At 76.3% G+C, this 22,468-nt stretch carries 18 protein-coding genes; 9 read left to right on the forward strand and 9 right to left on the reverse strand.

Annotated elements, in window-relative coordinates; all coding sequences use genetic code 11:
- Positions 1-2 precede the first annotated feature (2 nt).
- Entirely contained in the window at positions 3-1,403 is a 1,401-nt protein-coding gene (locus tag BM093_RS07000; protein WP_093338970.1) for a nitrate/nitrite transporter, read from the reverse strand.
- A gap of 204 nt (positions 1,404-1,607) precedes the next feature.
- Complete coding sequence (locus BM093_RS07005; RefSeq protein WP_093338974.1) at positions 1,608-2,435, reverse strand: TIGR02569 family protein; 828 nt, start codon at positions 2,433-2,435, stop codon at positions 1,608-1,610.
- Between the two features lie 145 nt (positions 2,436-2,580).
- On the opposite strand from BM093_RS07005, the gene BM093_RS07010 reads away from it, so the two are divergent.
- A complete protein-coding gene (locus BM093_RS07010) occupies positions 2,581-3,393 on the forward strand; it encodes a UPF0158 family protein (protein WP_218162689.1) in 813 nt (270 codons plus the stop codon).
- A gap of 114 nt (positions 3,394-3,507) precedes the next feature.
- Here the strand turns inward: BM093_RS07010 and BM093_RS07015 are convergent, their stop codons facing one another.
- From BM093_RS07015 to BM093_RS07025, 3 genes are all read right to left on the reverse strand, one after another.
- Entirely contained in the window at positions 3,508-7,176 is a 3,669-nt protein-coding gene (locus tag BM093_RS07015) for a hypothetical protein (RefSeq protein ID WP_093338977.1), read from the reverse strand.
- A 241-nt stretch (positions 7,177-7,417) separates the two neighbouring features.
- Positions 7,418-8,590 carry an adenylyltransferase/sulfurtransferase MoeZ gene (gene moeZ / locus BM093_RS07020; protein WP_093339370.1) on the reverse strand — a complete coding sequence of 391 codons (1,173 nt, stop codon included), beginning with the start codon at positions 8,588-8,590 and terminating at the stop codon, positions 7,418-7,420.
- 127 nt (positions 8,591-8,717) lie between these two features.
- Complete coding sequence (locus tag BM093_RS07025; RefSeq protein WP_093338980.1) at positions 8,718-9,728, reverse strand: alpha/beta fold hydrolase; 1,011 nt, start codon at positions 9,726-9,728, stop codon at positions 8,718-8,720.
- A 176-nt stretch (positions 9,729-9,904) separates the two neighbouring features.
- Here BM093_RS07025 and BM093_RS07030 point away from each other — a divergent pair, with 176 nt between their 5' ends.
- The 3 genes from BM093_RS07030 to BM093_RS07040 all read left to right on the forward strand — a co-directional run bounded on the left by BM093_RS07030 (position 9,905) and on the right by BM093_RS07040 (position 13,852).
- Positions 9,905-10,822: a glycoside hydrolase family protein gene (locus BM093_RS07030; protein ID WP_093338983.1), complete on the forward strand. Its 918-nt coding sequence runs from the start codon at positions 9,905-9,907 to the stop codon at positions 10,820-10,822.
- Between the two features lie 4 nt (positions 10,823-10,826).
- Entirely contained in the window at positions 10,827-13,076 is a 2,250-nt protein-coding gene (locus BM093_RS37860) for an HAD family hydrolase (RefSeq protein ID WP_093338986.1), read from the forward strand.
- Positions 13,077-13,189: 113 nt separating this feature from the next.
- Positions 13,190-13,852: a TetR/AcrR family transcriptional regulator gene (locus BM093_RS07040; protein WP_093338989.1), complete on the forward strand. Its 663-nt coding sequence runs from the start codon at positions 13,190-13,192 to the stop codon at positions 13,850-13,852.
- A 58-nt stretch (positions 13,853-13,910) separates the two neighbouring features.
- Here the strand turns inward: BM093_RS07040 and BM093_RS07045 are convergent, their stop codons facing one another.
- Positions 13,911-14,849, reverse strand: a complete 939-nt coding sequence (locus BM093_RS07045) for an alpha/beta fold hydrolase (RefSeq protein WP_245773353.1) — start codon at positions 14,847-14,849, stop codon at positions 13,911-13,913.
- Between the two features lie 55 nt (positions 14,850-14,904).
- Here BM093_RS07045 and BM093_RS07050 point away from each other — a divergent pair, with 55 nt between their 5' ends.
- Complete coding sequence (locus tag BM093_RS07050; protein WP_093338992.1) at positions 14,905-15,606, forward strand: TetR family transcriptional regulator; 702 nt, start codon at positions 14,905-14,907, stop codon at positions 15,604-15,606.
- Between the two features lie 83 nt (positions 15,607-15,689).
- On the opposite strand, the gene BM093_RS07055 is transcribed toward BM093_RS07050, so the two are convergent.
- Positions 15,690-15,920 carry a DUF3107 domain-containing protein gene (locus tag BM093_RS07055; protein WP_093338994.1) on the reverse strand — a complete coding sequence of 77 codons (231 nt, stop codon included), beginning with the start codon at positions 15,918-15,920 and terminating at the stop codon, positions 15,690-15,692.
- Between the two features lie 62 nt (positions 15,921-15,982).
- On the reverse strand, positions 15,983-16,639 hold the full coding sequence (locus BM093_RS07060; RefSeq protein WP_093338997.1) for a ferritin-like fold-containing protein: 657 nt from the start codon (positions 16,637-16,639) through the stop codon (positions 15,983-15,985).
- 313 nt (positions 16,640-16,952) lie between these two features.
- On the opposite strand from BM093_RS07060, the gene BM093_RS07065 reads away from it, so the two are divergent.
- The 4 genes from BM093_RS07065 (at position 16,953) to BM093_RS07080 (ending at position 22,151) form a co-directional block, all read left to right on the forward strand.
- Complete coding sequence (locus tag BM093_RS07065) at positions 16,953-18,749, forward strand: DEAD/DEAH box helicase (RefSeq protein ID WP_425439111.1); 1,797 nt, start codon at positions 16,953-16,955, stop codon at positions 18,747-18,749.
- A gap of 14 nt (positions 18,750-18,763) precedes the next feature.
- Positions 18,764-20,029, forward strand: a complete 1,266-nt coding sequence (locus BM093_RS07070) for an Rv3212 family protein (RefSeq protein ID WP_177238311.1) — start codon at positions 18,764-18,766, stop codon at positions 20,027-20,029.
- An 80-nt stretch (positions 20,030-20,109) separates the two neighbouring features.
- The gene (locus tag BM093_RS07075) at positions 20,110-20,715 is read left to right on the forward strand and encodes a PadR family transcriptional regulator (RefSeq protein ID WP_093339007.1); all 606 of its coding nucleotides are present in this window, start codon (positions 20,110-20,112) and stop codon (positions 20,713-20,715) included.
- A gap of 83 nt (positions 20,716-20,798) precedes the next feature.
- Positions 20,799-22,151, forward strand: a complete 1,353-nt coding sequence (locus tag BM093_RS07080) for an FAD-dependent oxidoreductase (protein ID WP_093339011.1) — start codon at positions 20,799-20,801, stop codon at positions 22,149-22,151.
- Here BM093_RS07080 and BM093_RS07085 read toward each other — a convergent pair whose 3' ends face one another.
- Complete coding sequence (locus BM093_RS07085) at positions 22,152-22,412, reverse strand: hypothetical protein (protein WP_093339013.1); 261 nt, start codon at positions 22,410-22,412, stop codon at positions 22,152-22,154.
- Positions 22,413-22,468 lie beyond the last annotated feature (56 nt).

Below are 22,468 nucleotides of genomic sequence, written 5' to 3' on the forward strand. Positions count from 1 at the left end.
GGTCAGGACGCCCGCGCCGGGGCCGCGCCGACGGGGGCCGGTGCCCGGCCCGGCCGCAGGTACACCGCCCAGGTCAGGCCGATGCACAGCAGGTAGAAGGCCAGGAAGGCCCAGAACGCCGGGACACCGGACCCGGCCGCGGCGAACGACTCGCGGAACGCCAGGTTGATGAACAGCCCGCCGAGCGCGCCGACCGCGCCGGCGATCCCGATCACGGCTCCGGAGCGCCGGCGCGCGGCCGCGAGCGCGTCCTCGCGGTCTGCACCGCCCGCGATCGCCGCCCGCGCCCGCCGGCTGAAGATCGCCGGGATCATCGTGTACGTCGAGCCGTTGCCGATCCCGGACAGCGTGAACAGCAGGACGAACCCGAACGTGAACGCCGCGAGCGACTGCGTCCCGGACGCGACGATGATCAGCACCGTCGCGGCCGCCATGCCGGCGAAGTTCCACAGGGTCACCGCCGCCCCGCCGAACCGGTCGGCCAGGGAGCCGCCGACCGGCCGGACCAGCGACCCGATCAGCGGGCCGATGAAGGTCACCGCCGCGGCCTGCAGCGGGGTGCGGCCGAACTGGCTCTGCAGCACCAGGCCGAAGGCGAACGAGTAGCCGATGAACGAGCCGAACGTGCCGATGTAGAGGACCGACATGATCCAGGTCTGCCGGTCGCGGCACACCTCGGTGAACGTCGCCGTGCTGTTCGAGCGGGCGGAGCGCGCGCCGGCGGAGCGCGAGGGGTCGGCGATGGTGTCCATCCGCCACCAGGCGAGCACCGCGGAGACGACGACCAGCGGGAGGTAGAGCGCGATCAGCACCCGCGGCTGCCCGGCACCGAGGAGCCCGATCACCAACAGCCCCAGCAGCTGCACGACCGGGACGCCGAGGTTCCCGCCGCCGGCGTTGAGCCCGAGCGCCGCGCCCTTGCTCCGCTCCGGGAAGAACGCGTTGATGTTCGCCATCGACGAGGCGAAGTTCCCGCCGCCGACACCGGCGACCGCGGCGACGAGCAGCAGTGTCGGGTACCCGACCCCCGGCTCCATGACGATCATCGCCAGGACCAGCGGGACGATCAGCAGCGCCGCGGAGAAGGTGGTCCAGTTCCGCCCGCCGAAGCGGGCCACCGCAACCGTGTAGGGCAGGCGCAGGACCGCACCGACCAGCGTCGGCACCGCGACGAGGACGAACTTCTGGGCCGCGTCGAGCCCGTACTCGGGTCCCATGAACAGCACCAGGACCGACCACAGCGTCCACACCGAGAACCCGATGTGCTCGGAGAAGATCGACTGCCAGAGGTTGCGGCGCGCGATCGGGCGACCGGTGCGCTCCCAGAACTCCTCGTCCTCGGGGTCCCAGTGCTCGAGCCGGCGACCGCCGGGGCGGCGGCCGTGGGCGGCGGTGGTGGTCACGGATCGTTCTCCTGATCGCCGACGGTCACGTCGTCGACGACGCTAGGGAGCGCCCGTTTCGGTGGGATGGCGCCGCGTGACACCGCTGCAACACTTCGCTCCCACCCGACGGGGCGGGGCCGTGAGGTCCGGCAGTGGGGTCGGGCCGTGAGGTCGGCAGTGGGGTCGGGCCGAGAACGGCTGCGCGGGGCGGCCCGCGCGCGACTACAGCCGGCGGCTGATCAACCCGGCGACCCGCTCGATGCCGACCAGGGAGTCGGTCGTCGCGTCCGGGTGCTGGGCGTGCAGGGCGAGCCGGTACAGCACCGCACGCAGCAGCGACTGCGGCCACTCCTGCAGCTCGGACCAGCGCTCGATCAGGTCCTCGTCGGCCCCGCCCCAGGCGACGGCGTCGACGACGACGACCGCGGCGGCCCACTCGGCCGGCCGCCAGAACGGCACCAGGTCCAGCACGGCCGGGCGGCCGGTCGGGTCGAACAGCATCGCGCCGAACAGCTCACCGTGCACCACCTGCGGCGTGAGCCGGATCGTGCGCCGGTGCGCGGCCAGCTCGGAGAACAGGCGGCCACCGGTCTCGGGGTGCAGGTCCAGCTTGCGTTCGCCGAACGCGGCGGCGGCCGAGCGCGACAGCAGGTCGTCGCGGTCGTCGAGCAGCCGGGGTCGCAGCACGGTCGAGGTCGCGGCGTGCAGGCGCAGCGACGCGGCCACGACCTCGTCGTGCCGGGGTTCGGGCGCGCCGGGCACGTAGCGGGAGGCGGCCCACCCGCCGACGACCCAGCGCCCGTCGCTGGAGCGGACCGGGCGGGCCAGCCGGACGCCGTCGACCTCGAGGTTCTCCAGGACCGTCGCCGACCAGGCCGCGACGACGTGGTCCGAGACCGGTCGCAGCAGGACGTCGCCGCACTGCCAGGCCCGCTGTCCCGCCCACACGACGGGACGCGGGGCGGTGTCGCGGACCCCGAAGGCGACGCGCACGTGCTCGGGCAGGGCGCTCGCGGCCGGCGCGGTGGCGAGCGTGCGGGCAGCGGTCACGCCGGGGACGGTACCTGCGTCACCGCGCGCCCCCTGTCGCGCCACGCCCGGATCGCGCCAACCTGGTGCCACGATCGGGTGAGGACGGTCGCGGTGCCGCTCCGGTCACGGACCCGTTCACCGGTCCGGGGCAGACTGGTCGTCGATGGACGACAACGATCCGACGGCGCAGCTGCGGGGCGCCGTCTATCGCGGTGATGCCGCGGCGATCGTCGCCCTGCTGCAGCGGACCGAGCTCGCGGAGTGGCTGCAGCTGGGCGGCGACGGACTGGTCGTCGCCCTGACCCGGCACGCCGAGGGAGCCGCGACGGCCGCCGGGCAGTGGGCCGGCCGGCTCCGCGACCGCGGGTGGGACGGCGACCTCGAGCTGGCCGAGCAGCTCGACGCCCGGCTCGGCACGGGGCCGACCCCGATGCTGCGGCCGTTGCCGGTCGACCTCGAGGAGCTCGCCGCCCTCCTCGAGGTCGATCCGCTGTCCGGTGGGGGCCGGGTCGACCTGCGCACCGGCGAGGTCTGGCCGCTCCCGGCGATCGAGTACGCGGTCGAGATCGGCGAGGAGGACGAGGACGCGAGCGAGGCGCCGTGGTGGCTACCGGTGCACTGCGAGGGGTCGCGGGACGGGTACCGCGACATGCAGGCGTTCATCGCGACGGTGGCCGACGACGAGCGCGCCGACCGGCTGGCCACCGCGATCCGGGGCCGCGGAGCGTTCCGGCGCTTCAAGGACGTGCTGGGCGGGTGGTCCGGCGAGCTGGAACGCTGGTTCGCCTTCGCCGAGGAACGTCGGCGTGGCCGCACCCGGGCCTGGCTCGCCGGCGAGGGCTACTACGTCGCGCCTCCCGCCGGACGGGCCCGCACTGACCCATCCGGTTCCGCGGCGAGGTCCGCGCAGCCGCCCGGCCGGTGCCGCCACACCGACCCTCACTCCGGCCGCCGCACCGGCCGCCGCACCGGTTGAGTGGCGCCGCACAGGTTCGGGCGCCGCCGCACAGGACCGGGCTCGTGCGGTTCACCGCGAACCTGTGCGGCGCCGGTGACTCGCCGCCGGGGCCGCTCCGGTCGGGGCGGTGCGTCAGCGGCGGGAGCCGTCCCGCTCGTCCGTCTCCCCGCCGCGCGAGTCCTCACGAGCACTGTCGCGGCCGCCCGAGCCACGGCTGACGGAGTCACGGCTGACGGAGTCGCGGTCGCGGGCGTCCGCGCCGTCCGGCCCTTTCCGGTCCGAGGCCCGACGGTCCGGGCCTCGAGCGTTCGTCCCGCGACCGCCCGAGTCGCGGGTGGCCGAGCCACGACCGCCCGCGCTGCGCTTGTCCGCCTTGCGGGTGTCCGAGTTGCGGGACACCGATCGGCGATCGCCCGAGTCGCGGGCTGCCGAGTCACGGGCGGCCGAGTCGCGATCGCCCGAGTTGCGGGTGTTCGAGACGCGGGCGGCCGAGTTGCGGTCGCCCGAGCCGCGCGTCTTCGATCCGCGACCGCCGGTGCTGCGGGTGTCCGAGCCACGAGTGGCCCGGTCGGACCGCCCGGCCTCACGCCCCGCCCCGTCGTCCGCGCCGGAGTCCTGTGTGCGCGCAGGCCGGGAGTCGCTTCTGCCTCCCGAGCGGGAACCACGCGAGTCGGAGGTCTCCGATCGCGTCCCCCGGGACCGGGAATCCGCTGTCCCGTCCGATCGCCTCTCCCGTGCGTCCGAGCTGCGTGATCGGGAGTTCCCGGACGCCTCCGCGTCCGAGCGCGAGGTCTCCGACCTCGACGCCTCGCCGCGCGAACCGGCCGGGTTCACCGCGCCCGACCGCGGCGTGGCCGGCTCCGCCGGGCCCGACCGTGACGTTCGCGGCGCCGACGTCCTCGCATCGCGCGACTCCGACCTGCTCCCCGATGCCGTGTCACGCGACCCGGAGGTCGCGGATCCTCGGTCCTCCGTGTTCCGTGATCCCCGCGAGCGGGTGTCCGCACGACGGTCTCCGGACCTGGGCATCGCCTCTGCACCGGCACGGTCCGAGCGGGCACGGTCCGAGCGGGCTCCGTCCGAGCGGGCACGGTCCGAGCGGGCTCCGTCGGAGCGGGCCTCCCGCGAGCCGGCCGGGTTCGAGCGGGGTCCGTCGGTACCCGACGCGCTCGGCGGCGAGGCACTCGTCCCGGATCCGCCCGAGCCGTCCGTTCCGGAGCTCCCCGCTGTCCGTGCGGCCGCGGCGCCGCGTTGTGCCATCTGCTCGGCGGCCTGCCGGTCCGCCTCGGCGAGCAACGGCGCGGCGGCGTCTGGCCCCATCGCGGCCTCGACGTACGGACCGGCGATCGCGCTGACCAGACCGCGCGAGCCGGCGGCCGGAACGCCGGCGCCTGTGCCGCCGGAGTCCGAGCGGGAGCCGTTCGCACGGGACGGTGCCTCCAGCGGCGACGAGTCGGTCCCGAGCTGCGGGGTCCCACCGGACCGTGCTGCTCCGGCGTCCCGTTCGCCGCCACGGACGCGCGGGGCGGGAGCGTCCGTGGCCGAGCGTCCACGACCGGTCGCCGGACCATCCGATCCGGATCGTCCCGGGCCGGTGCGGCCCAGGACCTCGCCGAGACCCTGACCGACCCCGGCCCCGCCGGAACGAGCGCCCGCCCGGGCGCCGGGCTCCCCGGCCTCCCGGCTGCCGGAGCCGGCCCGCTCGGCGACTCCGCCGTCCCGGCCCGCACGCTCACCGCCTGCACGATCGCCACGGGCACCATCGCCATCCGCACGATCACCACGGGCACCGTCACCGTCCACCCGATCACCGCGGGCACCATCGCCATCCGCACGATCACCGCGGGCCCCGTCGCCGGCCGGGCGATCACCGCGCGAACGGTCACCGGCCGCACGATCACCGCCCACACGGGCGCCGCCGTCGGCCTGACGGTCGTCGGTGCCACGGCCCCCACGAGCACCGTTCGACCGGTCGCCGCCCGCCCGAGCGCTGTCCGCACGGTCGCCACCCGGCCGGTCACCGCCATCGGCGCCGGAAGCGGAGCCGCCACCGACGACACCGTCGACCGCCCGGCCGAGACCCTGCGCCGTGTCCCCGACCCCGTCGGCGACCCGCCCGACCGCACCGGCCGGGCCGGGCGACGCTCCCTCGTCCGTCGACGACGCGGGACGCGCCCGCACCCCCGCGCCACCGTCGGCAGGGGTCGCCGCCGCACCGGATCTCCCCGGCGGGTCCGTAGCCGGCCCGGCCGCCGCGGTACCGGGCTTCCGGCGACCGGTCAGCGACGCCACCCCGTCCGCGGCGTCGGACACCGCACCCCCGAGAGCCTCCCCCGGGCCGGCCGCGACCGCCGCGGCACCGGGTCCGGTCGGACCGCCGGGTGACACACCGTCCGGGCCGGACGGATCGGCGGACCGCACTGCGGCACCGGGAGTGGCCGGGCCGGGGAGGGACGCCGCGCCACCGGGCGCGCCCGGGTTCGTCGCCGGGCCGCCGGGCGTGGTCGGGCCGTCGGGGGTGACCTGGGGCGACGCCGGGCCACCGGGGCCCCCCAGGGCCGACCCCGGCGCGGCGGACGGGGCCGGGTCCGACGCAGCGGCGCCCGGGGCCGCCGGGCCTGCCGACTCTCCGGCGGCGGGCGGTCCGTCAGGAGAACCCGGTGTCCCCGCGGCCGTGGTGTCCGCACCCGGCGTACTCCCCGGCCCGCGGGCGGAGGCACCCTCGGGGCCCTCCACACCCGGCCGGGTCTCGTCGACCGGGCCACGCGGATCCGGCGGTCCGCTGGTGGCGACGTCGTCGCGCTCGCGGTCGCCCCCGGTCTCCCGGCCACCGGCGAGGACCTGCGGGGGTTGCCGCGGGCCGTCCGGTTCCGGGGGCGCCGGTTGCTCACCGCGGGCGAGGGCCAGCACGTCGTCGGCGACCTCCTCGGTGCCGGCCGGATCGCCCGGCAGCTCCGCCGTCCGGGCCCGCTCGATGCCGTCGTCGATCGCCTTCAGCTCGTCGGCGCAGGCGTCGCGCCTGCGGGCGCGCAGGTCGCGTTGCTCCTCCAGCGACGTGGCGGCCGCGACCTGGTCGGTGGTCCGCCGCGCCGGTGGCGGCAGGTCGGCCACGATCTGTTCCATCGCGGCGAGGTCCTGTTCGGCCAGCGCCAGCTGGTCGGCGACCTTCGGCCGGGACGCGAAACTGTCCAGCTGGGACCGCAGCGCCGTGCGCTGCTGGACGAGTGTGTCCCGGTGCTGTCCGAGTCGGACCACCGGGCCCGGCCGGTCCGCGCCGCCGTACGGCGACTCCTGCCAGGTCTGCTCGGTGCGTTCCAGGGTCCCGAGCTGCTCCTCCAGCGACGTCAGCGCGACACGGGCCTGTCCGGCCCAGTCGTCCGCGGTGCGCTCGTGTGTCACGCCCCGGCCGACGAAGCTGCCCGGCGCCACGACGGTCAGCGCGTACCCGCCGGCCAGCACCGCGGTGGCGCCGATCAGCGCCAGGCTGCGGCGATGCCGGAGCAGGCCCCGCGGTGCCCGCAGCCGCGGCGGGGCCTCGGGCCGGCGGGCCACCGGCGTCGGACGGGCGACCGGGCCGGACGCTCGCGGGGCCGCGCCGACCGGCTCCGACTCCGGCTCCCGCAGCCACGGCAGGCTCTCCGCGAGCTCCGCGTTCCCCGCCCGGTGGGCGGCCGCCCGCCGGGCCTGGCGCGCCGCGTTCCGGTGTGCAGCGGAGCAGTAGATCCTCCGTGGACGGTTCGGCTCCGATTCGACCGGTTCTTCGCATCCGTCCAGAGCGCACTCGCGCACCGGTTCGTCCACCGGAGACCTCCCGCCCAGCTCGGCCGCCGATCCCCGGCGTGCACCGACATCTCGCGCTGGTCGGTCCACATGTTTCGCCGTGCGGGCGAAATCCGGGGACGAACGGGCGATAGTCACCCGTGCGGCGCAACCGAACGCTGCGTGACCGGTTGATGACCCCGAGGTGGAACGACACCGGCCGCCGCCCCTCGTGGGGCGGCGGCCGGTGTTCCCCGCTCAGCGGGGAGGGGCGCCTACCGGATCAGTAGGTCGGCTGCGACGGGTCGATCTGCTTGACCCACGACAGCACGCCGCCACCGACGTGCACGGCGTCGGAGAAGCCTGCCCGGTGCAGCGCGGCGAGGGCCTCGGCGGAGCGCCCACCGGACTTGCAGTGCAGCACCACCGGCGTGTCCTGGCCGATCTCGGACAGCGCCTCCCCCGACAGGATCCGGTCCTTCGGGATCAGCCGCGCACCCGGAATGCTGACGATCTCGTACTCGTGCGGCTCGCGGACGTCGATCAGCTGGAAGTCCTTCCCGGCGTCGATCATCTCCTTGAGCTCGCCGACGGTGATCGTGCTGTTCGCGGCCGCGTCCTGGGCCTCCTGGGTCACGGTGCCGCAGAACGCCTCGTAGTCGATCAACTCGGTGATCTTGGGCGTCTCGGGGTCCTTGCGGATCTTCACCTGCCGCCAGGTGGTCTCGAGCGCGTCGTAGATCACCAGCCGGCCGAGCAGCGGCTCACCGATGCCGGTGACCAGCTTGATCGCCTCGTTGACCATGATCGAGCCGATCGAGGCGCACAGCACGCCCAGCACGCCGCCCTCGGCGCAGGACGGGACCATCCCGGGGGGCGGGGGCTCCGGGTAGAGGTCGCGGTAGTTGAGGCCCTGCCCGTCCGGGGCGTCCTCCCAGAACACCGACGCCTGGCCCTCGAACCGGAAGATCGAACCCCAGACGTAGGGCTTGCCGAGTAGTACCGCGGCGTCGTTCACCAGGTAGCGGGTCGCGAAGTTGTCGGTGCCGTCCAGGATCAGGTCGTAGTCCCGGAACACGTCCAGCACGTTCTCGCTGGTCAGCCGCTCGTTGTGCAGGCGGACCTCGACGTAGGGGTTGACCTCGAGGATCGAGTCGCGGGCCGACTCGCCCTTCGGACGGTCCACGTCGGACTGGCCGTGGATCACCTGGCGCTGCAGGTTCGACTCGTCCACGACGTCGAACTCGACGATGCCGAGCGTGCCCACCCCGGCCGCGGCCAGGTAGAGCAGGGCCGGCGAGCCGAGCCCACCGGCACCGACGACCAGGATCTTGGCGTTCTTCAGCCGCTTCTGTCCGTCCATCCCGACGTCGGGGATGATGAGGTGGCGGCTGTACCGCTCGACCTCCTCCTTGGTGAGCTCGGTAGCCGGCTCCACCAGCGGCGGTAGCGCCATCTCGTCCACTCCTCGGGGTGCGTTGCGTGCGGTCTCGGGCGTGTCAACGCGCCCGCGGTCCCCCATCTTCCCCGAGGCGCCGATCAGGCCACGTCCCACAGCCCGTCAGGCGTCGTCCCACAGTCCGTCAGGCCTCGTCCCACAGCCCGGCGACGGCCCGGCCGACCTCCTGCGGACGTTCGATCTGGGCCACGTGCCCGGTGCCGGGCAGCACGACCAGGCGCGAACCGGGCAGCGCGGCCGCGGTGCGGCGGGCCAGCCGCGGCGTCACGACCCGGTCCGCCCCGCCCCAGATCACCAGCGTCGGCACCCGGACCCGGGCCGCCCGCCGCCACACCGAGCGGCCGGCCCACAGCGCGAGCAGCCCGCGGGTCGCGGCGTCGGTCGCCTCGGTGGCCCACGGCAGCGTCGCGCGGTGCGCGTGCTCGGTGACCAGCTCCTCGAGCCGGCGCTCGGACCCGCGCGCCGGGTCGGCGAAGCACACCTTCACGATCCGTTCGGCCTTGTCGCGCAGCGGCTCCGCGGCCAGTGCGCGGCGGGCGCCACGCCCGAGCAGCGGCACCATCGCCAGCGCCATCCGCGGGTCGGAGAGCCGGCGCGGGTCCGGGCGCAGGTCCGGCATCGCCGGGGAGATCAGCGTCAGCGACCGGACCAGCTCCGGACGGCGGGCGGCGATCGTCATGCTGATCAGCCCGCCGAGGGAGTTGCCGACCAGGTGCACCGGGCCGCCGCCGCGCCCGTCGCGGGCACACTGCTCCCGTCGTCCGGCCAGCCAGCACAGCAGCGCGTCCGTCATGCCGTCCGGGGTGAAGTCGCGCGCCGCCGTCGGCTCGGACAGGCCGAACCCGGGCAGGTCGACCGCCAGGCCGGGTGCGCGCGTGCCGAGCAGGCCCGCGAGGTCGGTCCAGTTGGTCGCCGAACCGGCCAGGCCGTGCACGTAGACGGCCTCGGTGTCGCCCTCGCCCGGGCTCTCGCGCACGTGCAGCGACACCCCGCCCGCGGTGACCGTGCGCCCCGGCCACGGCGCCCGGTCCACCGGCAGTTCGCCGAGCGTCGCGGGGTCGGCGAGGGGCGCGTCCGGCGCCGGCACCGGCCCGGTGACGGGTGGCTGAACGGGGAGCGACGTGCCGGCGACCATCCCACCAGGATGACGTGTCGGCGACGGCGACGCCCACCCCCGTGATCCGCGACCCCGGCCCCGGGCACGCGTGGTCACCGTGCGTCCCGACACGCCCACGGAGCGCAACGGGATCGCCGGTCACGCGTTGTACCCGACGGGACGGACGGTCGCCGCACACCGGCACGGGAGGACGCATGAGGCGGATCGCGGGGTCGGCCGGCGCCCGGCTGGCCGGGTTCGGCGCCGCGTCGGTGCTCGTGTTCACCGGCGCCTGGACCGCGGGCGGTGCGGTCGGCGCCCTCACCGCGGGTGCCCGGGAACCGGCCGGCGAGGAGCAGGCGCTGCCGGCCCGGCAGGCGTCGTCGGTGGCGGACGCGGAGCCGGGCGGGGTCCTGAGCACCACCGCCGGCTACACGCTGTCCCCCACCCGGCTGGTCTATCCGTGGCGGGAGGCGACCGAGGTCGAGTTCACCGTCACCGGGTCCGACGGGCTGCCGGTGACCCGCTTCGACGACCCCGGGGACGGGCGCCCGGAGCTGGACGTCGCCGTCGTCCGCCGCGACGTCGCCGGCTACACCCGGCTGCGCGCGACCCGGGGCCCGGACGGGATCTGGCGGGCCCCGATGACCTTCCCCGGCGAGGGCGTCTGGCGGCTCTACGCCGGTTTCACCCCGACCGGCGGGCCCCGCGTCGACCTGGGCGCCGACGTGCACGTCCCGGGCCCCTACGGGGCCTTCCAGTTCCCGCGGGAGAACCGGTCGGGCAGCTGCGGCCACGGCGACCAGCAGGTCCGGGTCGACGGTGCGCTGCTGCCGGGCGGCCGGTCGCGGCTGTTCGTCACCGCGGCCCGCGACGGCGCCCCGGTCACCGACCTCGAACCCGTCGACGGCGGCGCGTTCGGGCGGATGACCGCCGTGCGGCAGGGCGACCTGGCCCGCTTCCCGGTCCGGCCCGAGGTCACCGGGGCCGGGCCGCAGGACCGGGCAGGCCCGGGCATCGCGTTCACCGCGTCGGTGCCCGCCGCCGGCAGCTACCGGCTGTTCCTGGACTACCGCTCCGGCGGCGAGCTGCGCTCCTGCGAGTTCACCCTGCCGACCGCCGCGGGGAGCTGAGCCGGTGCTCCGTTCCCCGCTCGTCCCGGCGGCGGTCGCCGCCGGCCTGGCGCTGCTGCTGCCGGCCCTCGCCGCGGTCGTGCCCCTCCTCTTCCCGATCGGTCTGCCCCCGACAGCGGCGGCCGTGCTGAGGGCGGTGGGCGTGGCGGCGGCCGTGGTGGTCGTCGCCGGGGCCGGGTGGGACGGCCACCGGCGCGCGGTTCACGCGCTGCGCGCGGGTGCGGTGACCGCCGACGCCGGCGTCTCCCTCGCGACCCTCCCGGCCCTCGCCTGGTCGGTCCCGGCCCTGCTCGCCCCGGCCGCCGTCCCCGGCCCGGACGCCGCACCCGGACCCCTCACGCTGCTCGGCGGGCCGGCGCTGCTGCCGGGCACCGCGGCCGTGCTGACCGTGGTCGCGATCGTCGTGCAGCGCACCGGTCGCGAGCCCCGCGGGGCCGGCACGACCCGGGAGTGGGTCCGGCCGGGAGGTCGGCGGAACCCGGGGCAGGACGCCCTGGGCTCCGCCGCCGACCGGTGGAGCGCCCGGATCGTCCCGGCGGCCGCGCTGGCCGCCCTCGCCGTGACCGGGTTCCACGTGGGTGCCGGCGCCGGGTGGACGACGGCGGTCCCGGCCGGGATCGCCGTGCTGCTCGCGGCCTGCCCGGTCGCGCTGCTCGCCGCCGTACCGGCCGCCGTGCGGGCCGCGGACCGGGCGGGCGGCCCGGACGTGCGCCTCCCGCTCCCGGCGCCGGGCGGGACCGGGCACCCGGCCGGACCGGGACCGTTCCCGCACCGGGGACGGCCGGTCGCCGGGGCTCGCGCCGACGGCGGACGCGCCGGCCACGAGCCCGCCGTCGCACGCCGGTACGCGCCCGCGGCGCCCGCCGGACCGGCCGTCCCCCGGGCCGGGCACCGGCCGGCAGTCCCCGCGTCCGCCGGCGTTCCCGCCCGGTTCGACCCGGTCGGCTGGACCGACCCGACCGGCGGGCCCCGCCCGGCGGAACGGGTGGACACCGTCGCCCTCGCCGGACCGGACGTGCTCACCGGCACCGCACCGGGCCCGGTCGCCGTACATCCCGCACGCGGTGAGGATCCGGCGACGGTGCTGCGGCTGGCCGGATCGGTCGCGGCCGCGGCCCGGCCGGGTTCCGACCTCGCCCCGCTCGCCCGGGCGCTGGCCGAGGTGGCACCCGGCGAGCTCCCGGAGGTCGCCGAGGCCGACGAGCAGCCCGGGCTGGGCATGTCGGGGCTGGTGGCCGAGCTGGTGGCGGCAGCGCCTCGGCCGGGCGGGCGGGCCGACGGCGACGCCGCGACGGCGGGGACCGCGGTCGGCGTGACGGACCGGACCCGCGCCACGATCGTCGCGCACGCCGTGCTGCTCGGCTCCCCGGACTGGCTGCTCGAGCACGGCATCCGGCTGCCCGCGGGGATCGCAGCCGACCGGGAACGTGCCGAGGCCCACGGCCGCGCGGTCGTCGCCGTCGCCTGGGACGGGGCCGCCCGCGCCGTCCTCGCGCTCACCCGTGCCCCGCACCCGGACGCCGCGGCCGGGGTGGCGGCGCTGCGGGCCGCCGGGATCGAACCGGTGTTCCTGAGCCCCGACGAGGACGGTGCCGCCCGCGCGCTCGCCGCGGCCGCCGGCCTGGACCCGGCCGACCCGGACGCCGTGCGGCCGGGGCTGGACGCCGCGGGCCGCGCCGCGGCCGTCGCCGGGTTGCGGGTGCGGGGCCGGACCGTCGCGGTCGCGGCCGAGCCGGGGAGCGACGCCGCGGCGCTGACCGGCGCGGATCTCGCGATCCGGCTCGTCCCGCACGGGTCCGTCCCGAGCGCGGCCCCGGCTACGGCCCCGGCTCCAGCTACGGCGCCGGCTTCGACTCCGGCTTCGGCTTCGGCTTCGGCTTCGACTCCGGCTTCGACTCCGGCTTCGACTCCGGCCACGGCCACGGCCACGAACGGCTCGGCCGACCCGGTGGACTCGGTGGACCCGACGGACCCGATGAACCCAGCGGACCCGGGCACCCCGGACGATCCGGTCGCCCCGCTTCCGGTCGCCCCGACCGGATCGGCGAGGATCGTCGTCCGGGGCGGTCCCGCCGAGGTGGCCGTGGCCCTCGTGCTGGCCCGCCGGGCCCGCGCGCACGCCCGCACGGGGGTGCTCGGGGCGCTCGGCATCGCCGCGCTCGCGACCGTGGCCGCGGTGGCCGGGGCACCCGGCCCGCTGGTCGCCGCGGTGCCCGTGCTGGCCGCCGTCGCGCTGCGTGCGCGGCGGCTGTAGCCAGGCACCGGAGTCCGCTCGCCGGGCGGCGCGGCGCCCCGCTCACGGAGTGTTCGAATTCCCGGTTACCTGCGGGTAGGGTGACCCCACACCGGGTGAAAGGTAGGGGGCCGATGACCGGAACCGCCACGCCGCGGGGCGCACGACTGTCCCGTGGGGCGCGGCGCGCGCAACTGTTGCTTGCCGCTCGCGACGTCTTCGCCGACCAGGGCTATCACGCCGCCGCGATGGACGACATCGCCGAGCGGGCCGGGGTCAGCAAGCCGGTGCTCTACCAGCACTTCCCCGGGAAGCTGGAGCTGTACCAGGCGCTGCTCACGACGTACGCGGAAGAGCTCGTCGAGCGGGTCTCCGGGGCCATCGACCGCACCCAGGACAACAAGGAACGGGTGCAGGCCGCCGTCGCGGCCTACTTCGACTTCGTGGCCGGCGAGGGCCGCGCCTACCGCCTGGTGTTCGAGTCGGACCTGCGCGGCGACGCCGAGGCCGCCGCCCTCGTCGAGAGCGCGCTGGACCGCTGCATCGACGCGGTCGCGGGTGCGGTGACCACCGACGCCGGCCTGGACCACGACCGGGCACGCCTGCTCGCCGTCGGTCTCGTGGGGCTCAGCCAGGTGGGGGCCCAGTACTGGCTGGACTCCGAGCAGCGGGTGCCCCGCGACGAGGCCGTCGCCCTCATGGCCTCGCTGGCCTGGCGCGGCATCGCCGGGTTCCCCAAGCTGAACGACAACCCCGAGGATCCCGGGAGCACGGGAAGCACCGAGCAGGGGGCCTGAGCGCTCCGCACGACGGTCCGGCGCCGGTCCCCTGGGTCGCCGGCGCCCCGGGCGGCGTTCAGGCCGCGGGGGCGACGACGGCGTGGCGCACCAGTGCGGCGATCCGGGCCGCGACGCCGCCGACGCGCTCGACCGGGAGCATGTGCCCCGCGTCGGGGAACACCGTGAGCCCTGCCCGCGGGAGCCGGTCCCGGATCCGGCGGGCGAAGCGGGGCGGGGTGAGCCGGTCGCGGGAGCCGACCATGATCTCGACCGGGCGCCCGTCGAACGTCGCGAGCGCCTCGTCGCGCTCGTGCTCGGTCAGGGTCGGGGTGAATCCGGAGATCGTCGTCGGGCGGCAGCCGGCGATCGCCGCACACGTCGTGCGCACCGCCAGCGGGTCCGGGTGCCGGCCCAGCAACAGCGGCTGCAGACCCGCCCGCAGCAGCGCGGGCCGGGCGGTGAGCGAGCGCCGGTCGGTCCACAGCGCGCTCGTCGTCAGCCGGTCCTTGCCGGTCAGGAACATCGTGGCGGGCAGCCCGGACATGCCGAGCGTGGCGGCGGCGCCGAGCCCGCCGCTGGCCGTCGCGACGAGCGCCACCCCGCTCACCCGGGACCGCACCAGCTCCGGATGGCGCTGCGCGAGCGTCATCGTCGTCATGCCGCCCATCGAGTGCCCGGCGATCACCAGCGGTCCGGAGGGGACGAGCTGCTCGATCACCTCGGCCATGTCGTCGGCGAGCCGGTCGAGGGTCTTGTCCGCGTCCGGGGTGTCGTCGGACCGGCCGTGCGCGCGATGGTCGTAGCGGATCACCCGCGCCGGCGGGCTCCCGGCGGCACCCCCGGAGCCGACGGCGAGCGCGTCGGCGACGGGGGCCCAGCAGCGCTCGTCGAGCGTCCAGCCGTGCGCCAGCAGCACCGTCACCGGCGCGGACGGCGGACCGGACTCGCACACGTGCAACCCGGTTCCGTCCCGGGTGACGATCCGCTCCGCCGATCGACGCTCTGTTCCGGGCACCGCATCCTCCTTGCCGTTACCGTCGGTAACGGTTACCACTGGTAACGTGCCGCAGGTGCAGAGGGATGTCAAGCCGGACGCGCGCTCGCGCCGCCGGGAGGAACGCCGGACCGAGATGGTCGAGGCGGCCGTCGAGGCGATCCGCGAGCACGGGCCCGGCGTGTCGGTCGCGCAGATCGCCGCCGCGGCCGGCATCACGAAGCCGGTGCTCTACCGGCACTTCACCGACCGTGCGGACCTGCAGCGCGCCGTCGGCGAGCGGGCCGCGGACATGCTCATGGAACGGATCTACCCAGTCCTCGCCGTCGAGGCCGAGCCGGTCGAGCACGTCGCCGCCGTGATCGACGCGTTCCTCGGCGGGATCGAGGACGAGCCGCAGCTCTACCGCTTCGTCGTGGCCAACCCGGCCGAGCCGGCCCCCGGTGCGGAGATCGTCGAGGACGTCCAGGGGCGGATCGCCGCGCTGCTGGCCACCCTGATCGGCGAGCGGCTGCGCGCCGAGGGACGCGACTCCGGCGGCGCCGAGGCCTGGGCGCGCGGACTGATCGGGATGGTGCAGTCGGCGGGCGAGTGGTGGCTGGACCGGCGCACGATGAGCCGCGAGTCGCTCACCGGCTACCTGTCCGCGCTGATCTGGGGCGGGATCGCCGGGGTCGCCGGGCTCGACGCGCCGGGGGCCGACGCCGAGGTCCTGCGGCTGTTCCCGGTCCCGGACCCGCCGGCCGGGACCGCTGCCGGCACCCCACCGGCCCGGTAGCGCCGGGTTCCGGACCGAGGCGCAAACGGCGCCGGGCCCGTCCCCGCGATGGGGGCCGGGCCCGGCGCCGTCGTCCTGCGCGGTCAGCCGCCCAGGCCGAACCCGACCTTGCGCTCCTCGGCCGGGCCGATCTCCACGTAGGCGATCCGCGCGACCGGCACGACGAACCGGTTGCCCTGGTCGTCGGTGAGGTTCAGCAGCCCGTCGTCGGACTTCATCGCCCCGCTCACCAGCTGGGCCACCTCGTCCGGCGTGCTGTCACTGGACACCACGAGCTCCCGCGGGGTCTCCGCGATGCCGATCTTGACCTTCACCGGTGGACCTCCCGATCCATCACCTCATGCTTCTTGCCGGCGCCAGGTTAGTCGAGATCGGCTCAGGACAGCCCGAGCCTGCCCATCCGTTTGCCGTGTGCCGACTGCACCGTCTTGATCAGCCCGGCGACGCCGCCCTTCTCGCCGGAGCCGAGCACGATGAACTCGGCCAGCTCGTCGCGCTCGGCGACGACCCGCTGGGCGTGCGTGACGGCCTCACCCAGCAGCCGTCGCCCCCACAGGGCCAGGCGGTCGCGCTGGGCCGGGTTGGCCGCGCAGGCGGCCCGGACCTCGCGCTCGGCGAAGGCCGAGTGCCCGGTGTCGGCGAGCACCCTGCGGACGAGCTCCCCCGTCCCGGGGTCGACCCAGCCCGCGACCTCGCGGTAGAAGTCGGCACCGAGGCCGTCCCCGAGGTAGGCCTTGACCAGCGACTCCAGCCAGCTCCGCGGGGCGGTGGAGGCGTGGTAGCTGTCGATGAGCGCCACGAACGGTGCCATCGCGTCGGCGATCGCGACGCCGGAGCCGCCGAGGTACTCCTCGATGAGGCGGAAGTGACCGATCTCCGCGGCGGCCATCGTGGACAGCTGCGCCCGGCCGGCCAGGGTCGGCGCGGCCCGGGCGTCCTCGGCGAGCCGGTCGAACGCCGAGAGCTCGCCGTAGGCGAGCACGCCCAGCAGCTCGACGGTCGCCGGGGCCGGCCCGCCGGCTTCGGTGCTCATGGGCGTCACCTTAACCGGGCCGGCCGGGCCGCCCCGGCGGCGCCGATCCAGACGGCCCCGGTGGCCCGGCGAGCACCGACGCGAGCCATCTCACCGTGCACCACCCGGTCGCGCGGATCGTGCGATCGGGTCTCGCCGGGTACCATGCGGTCAGCGCGTCGCCGTGTGGAGGCCGACGTGCCCACCGCGCGGGAACCGGGTAACGGGGCGGGCGGCCCTCGAAGCGGCCGTACCACGTCTCACCGGAGCCCGCACCCGACCTGGTGCGCGCAGCGCCTCGGCGGCTCTCCCGCCCGGTCCCCCGACGGACCCGGTGCCGGTCGACGAGCCACGCCACGGCTCCTGTGCGCGGAGAGAGGCGATCACCCTGTCCGTTTCCGAGAGCACCCCCGAGAACCCGCCCGAAGCCGACCCGGGCTTCGAGGCCACCGGCATCACCCCCGTGGACGCCCCGTCCGGCTCCCCCGCCCCCGCCGAGGGCGACAAGCTCCCCCCGACGTTCGCCGAGCTCGGCGTCCGTGACGAGATCGTCTCCGCGCTCGCGGAGAACGACATCGTCCGCACGTTCGCGATCCAGGAGCTGACCCTGCCGCTGGCCCTCGACGGCGAGGACGTCATCGGCCAGGCCCGCACGGGCACCGGCAAGACCCTGGGCTTCGGTGTGCCGCTGCTGCAGCGGATCACCCCGCCCGGCGAGCAGCCGGCCGCCACCTCCGAGGGCGAGGCCGCCGACCGTTCCAAGGACGTGCCGCAGGCGCTGGTCGTCGTCCCCACCCGCGAGCTGTGCGTGCAGGTCGCGCGGGACATCGCCGCGGCGGGCAAGAACCTCGGCGTGCGCGTCGTGGCGATCTACGGCGGGCGCGCCTACGAGCCGCAGCTCGAGGCGCTGCGCAAGGGCGTCGACATCGTCGTGGGCACCCCGGGCCGGCTGCTCGACCTGGCCGAGCAGCGGCACCTGGTCCTCGGCCGGGTCAAGGCGCTCGTCCTCGACGAGGCCGACGAGATGCTCGACCTGGGCTTCCTGCCCGACGTCGAGCGGATCCTGCGGATGCTGCCCGAGCAGCGGCACACGATGCTGTTCTCGGCCACCATGCCCGGCCCGATCGTGCAGCTGTCCCGCGCGTTCCTGACCCGTCCGACCCACATCCGTGCCGAGGAGTCCGACCAGGGCTCCATCCACGAGCGGACCCGCCAGCTCGTCTACCGGGCGCACGCCATGGACAAGGTCGAGCTGGTCACCCGGGTGCTGCAGGCCAAGGACCGCGGCCTGACGATGATCTTCGCCCGGACCAAGCGGACCGTCCAGCGGGTGGCCGACGACCTGGCCGAGCGCGGTTTCGCCGCGGCTGCGGTGCACGGCGACCTGGGCCAGGGCGCCCGCGAGCAGGCGCTGCGCGCGTTCCGTTCGGAGAAGGTCGACGTGCTCGTCGCGACGGACGTCGCGGCCCGGGGCATCGACGTCACCGGCGTGACGCACGTCATCAACTACCAGTGCCCGGAGGACGCGAAGACCTACGTGCACCGGATCGGCCGCACCGGCCGTGCCGGGCGCGAGGGCGTCGCGGTCACGCTCGTCGACTGGGACGAGATGCCGCGCTGGAAGCTGATCTCCGACGACCTGAACCTGGGGATCGACGAGCCGGTCGAGACCTACTCGACGTCGGACCACCTCTACGCCGACCTGGAGATCCCGGCCGACGCCTCCGGCCGGCTGCCGCTGTCCGCGCGGACCCGCGCCGGGCTGGAGGCCGAGTACATCGACTCCGAGGGCGACCACCAGGGCTCGCGCAAGCCGCGTGCCGGCCGCCCGGCCCGCGGCGGCGGTGACACCCGCACCGAGGACAGCCGTCGTCCGCGCCGCCGGGCCCGCACCCGGACCCGTGGCGGGGTCGCGGTCGACGCCGGGGCCGGCACGTCCGCCGCCGCGAGCGCGGCCGACGGCGGTGCCGCCCCGCAGAACGGCCCCTCCTCCGACGGCGGTCCCGGGGACGGCTCCGGCGCGGGTGACGCGGCGGCCAAGCCGCGCCGCCGCCGGCGCCGGGGTGGCTCGCGGCGCCGCTCGGGCGGTGGCGACGGGTCCACCGGCGACGCCGACGCCGCCGCCAGCTGACGATCGCCCCCCGCGTGCTGCGGTCGCGGGAGCTGCGGCCCGGCCGAGGAGCCGGGCCGCGGGTACCGGCCGAACGACGACACCGCGGCGACCGCCTGGTCGCCGCGGTGCTCGTTCTGCTGCTCGGCGGCGCGGCGCTGCTGTACGGGCTGCAGAGCCCGGCGGCGAACACCGAGTCCGTCACCGCGCCGGGCGACCCCACCCCACCGCCGCCCGCGGAGGCCGTACCGGCCGGTTTCACCGCGCTGTGGCGGGCCCCGAGCCCGGCCACGCCCGTCCCCCTGGTCGCCGGGGCCGGCGTCGTCGTCGCCGAGGGCTCCCGGGTGTCCGGCCGCGACGCCACCACGGGCGCGGAGCGATGGAGCTACACCCGCGACCTGCCGTTGTGCACCACCGGCGTCGCCGACGGCCGGGTGCTGGCGCTCTACCGCAACGACCAGTACTGCTCGGAGCTGACCACGCTCGGCCCGGACACCGGCGAGCGCGGACCGACCCGGACCCTCGACGCACGCCCCGGCACCCGGCTGATCGGTCAGGACCCGGTGCTGGCCACCGGTGAGGACTACGTCGAGACCTTCCGCTCCGACCTGGTCCGCACGGCCGAGTACGGCACCGTCCGCGCCCCCGAGGAGCCCGGTGACCAGCCACGGACCGGGTGCACCTTCAGCTCCTTCGCCGCCGCCCGGGACCGGGCCGGCGTGCTCGAGCGCTGCCCCGGCGAGGCCACCGAACGCCTCTCGGTGCTCCGGCCCAGTGGTTCCGACGGCGACCAGCCCGCCTTCGACTCGTCGGCCGAGATCGGCACCGAGGGCGCGCAGCTGATCGCGGTGTCCGCCGAGCGCTCCGCGGTGCTGCTCCCGGGGGTCCCGCGCCTCGCCCTCGTCGACCGCGCAGGCCGCAGGATCGGCGAGTTCCCGGTCGAGGCGGGTGCGCAGATCAGCGTCCCGGCCGACGGCGTGGCACGGACGTCGTCCGACGAGGGCACCCGCTACTGGTGGACCGGGGGCGCGACGGTCGCCCTGGACAGCAGCACCCTGGAGCCGCGCTGGTCGGTGCCCGGTACGTCCGGGCCCGGGACCCGCTACGGCGACCGGCTGCTGGTCCCGGTGCCCGGCGGCCTCGCCGACGTCGACCCGCGGACCGGGGCCGTCGGCCGCACCGTGCCCGTCGACCGCGGGACCTGGACCGGGCCGGTCCAGGTCCGGGCGCAGGGTGGGCTCCTGGTGGAGCTGCGCGGCGAGGAGATCGTGGTGCTCGGCCCGGGCCGGCCATCGCCATAGGACCTCCGTCCCGGTGTCGCCGTTCCCCGTGTCGTTGCCGGCGTTGCCTTAGTGTCCTCGACACTAGTATCGTCGACACTATGACCCAGCGGTCCGGCCTCGCGCTCGCCGTGCTGTCCCTGCTCAGCGAGGAGCCCATGCATCCGTACCGGATGCAGCAGCTCATCCGCGAGCGGGGCAAGGACGCCGTCGTCAACGTCGGGCAGCGGTCACAGCTCTACAAGACCATCGACCGTCTCGCGCGCGACGGCCTCATCACCGAGCACACGACCGAGCGGGAGACCGCCCGCCCGGAACGCACCCTGTACACGGTCACCGACGACGGGCGCGAGACCGCGGCCGACTGGATCCGGGAGATGCTGGCCGCGCCGCGACCGGAGTTCCCCGAGTTCGTCGTGGCACTCGCCCACATCGCCCAGCTCGCACCGGAGGACGCGGCACGAGCGATGGAGTCCCGGTTGGACGCGCTCCGCCGCCGGCTCGCGGCGACCCGGGCGAGCCACGGGGCGGTCGTCGAGCTCCTCCCCCGCATCGTGCTCGTCGAGGCGGAGTACCAGATCACCGTGCTCGAGGCCGAGACCTCCTGGGTCGCCGCGCTCGTCGACGACGTCCGCGCCGGGCGGCTGACCTGGAGCCACGAGGAGCTGCGGCGTCTCGCCGAGACGCTGAACCGCACCGGCGGCTGACCGCCGCCGCGCACCACCTGCACGCACGGCCGTCGCGGCCCGTCCGCCCCGGTCGCGACCACCCCTGCCGCACGAGGTCCGTCATGCCCGCACGCCCCCTCCGAGTCATCGTCGCCGGCGCCGGTACCGGTGGCCTCTGCCTGGCGCAGGGCCTGCGCCAGGCCGGGATCGACGTCGTCGTGCTGGAACGCGACGACGGACCGCGGACTGCAGGCCTGCGCGGCTACCGGGTCGGGATCTCCCCGAACGGTGCCCGCGCGCTGCGCAGCTGCCTGCCGCCCGACCTGTACGCGGTGTTCGAGGCGAGTACCGGCGAACCCTACGAGCGGTTCCTGATGTCCACCGAGCGCTACCGGGAGCTGCTGGCGATCCGGGCGGCCGAGCTGCCCGGCGGCGGCGCCGACGAGCACAACGTCAGCCGGGCGACGCTGCGCCAGGTGCTGCTCACCGGCATCGAGGACGCCGTGCACTGGGGACGACCGGTCGGCCGCTTCGAGATCCGGCCGGACGGCACCGTCGCGGTGTTCGCCGACGGGGGCGACCCGGTCACCGGCGACCTGCTGGTCGGCGCGGACGGTGCGGGCTCCCCGGTGCGCCGGCGCTGGGCGCCCACCGCCGGGCACACCTCCACCGGGCTGGTCGCCCTCGGCGCCAAGGCGCCGCTGGACGAGCGGACGACCACCCTGCTGCCGGACGGAGGCGCGCCGGGGATGGCGCTGCTGTTCGACCGGCGCGGTGGCCTGGGCATCACCCATGTCATGCGGATGCGGTGGGACGACGACCGCGTGCCCCGGCCGGGGATCGCTCCGGAGCACGCCGCCGCGCTGCGGGGGTGGCGCGGGCTGGCGGCGGATCCGACGACCGACTTCGTGTCCTGGGGGGTGACCGCCTCGCGGAGCCTGTTCGCCTCGGGGCTGCCGGCCCGTGCCGACGGCTCTGCTCTGCTCACCCATGCGCACCGGCTCACCGACGGCTGGGACCCGCGCTGGCACGCCTTGCTCGACCGGTCCGACCCGGCCTCGGCGATCCTGATCGACATCCGGACCTCGGACCCGCTGCCGGAGTGGGAACCCGGCCCGGTCACCCTGCTCGGCGACGCCGCGCACACGATGACCCCCGGGCGTGGCGCCGGGGCGAACACCGCGCTGCGGGACGCCCGCGAGCTCTGCGAACGCCTCGTCCGGGTCCGCGACGGGGAGCAGGGCCTGTACGCCGCCGTCGGCGAGTACGAGGCGCTGATGCGGCGCTACTCGGCGGCCGCGGTCCGGGAGTCGCTGGAGTTCATGAACGACGACGACGCCCGGCGCGGCCCGGTCACCCGGGCGTTCCGTTCGGCCGCGCAGCGGACCGGGATGCGGCTGGTCAACCGGGTGCCCGCGCTGCGCAGGCGGGCGGCGCACGGCATGCAGCGGGTGCGCGACTCGGAACTCGCCTGACTAGAGGAACCAGCCCAGGCCGACCACGAGGGCGGCGATCCCGACGACGCCGAGGGCGGCGAGGGTCCCGGTGCGGTCGCCGCGGCGGTCGGCGATCACCTGCCCGACCACGGCGGCGGCCGCCGCGGCGAGATGTGCCGTCAGGTCCCCGGCCCCGGGGCCGGGCACACCGCTGCGGCCGGCGAACCACGCGACGACGACGAGCCCGAGCGCGAGTACGACGACCCCACCGGCCAGCACGCCGCTCAGCCCGCGCAGCACCCGGCCGGCACCCGAGGGTCGGGCCGCCGGGTTCGGGGATCCGGCGGGCCGCGCGC

This window comes from Pseudonocardia ammonioxydans, from assembly GCF_900115005.1.
GTDB classification, from domain to species: Bacteria; Actinomycetota; Actinomycetes; order Mycobacteriales; family Pseudonocardiaceae; genus Pseudonocardia; species Pseudonocardia ammonioxydans.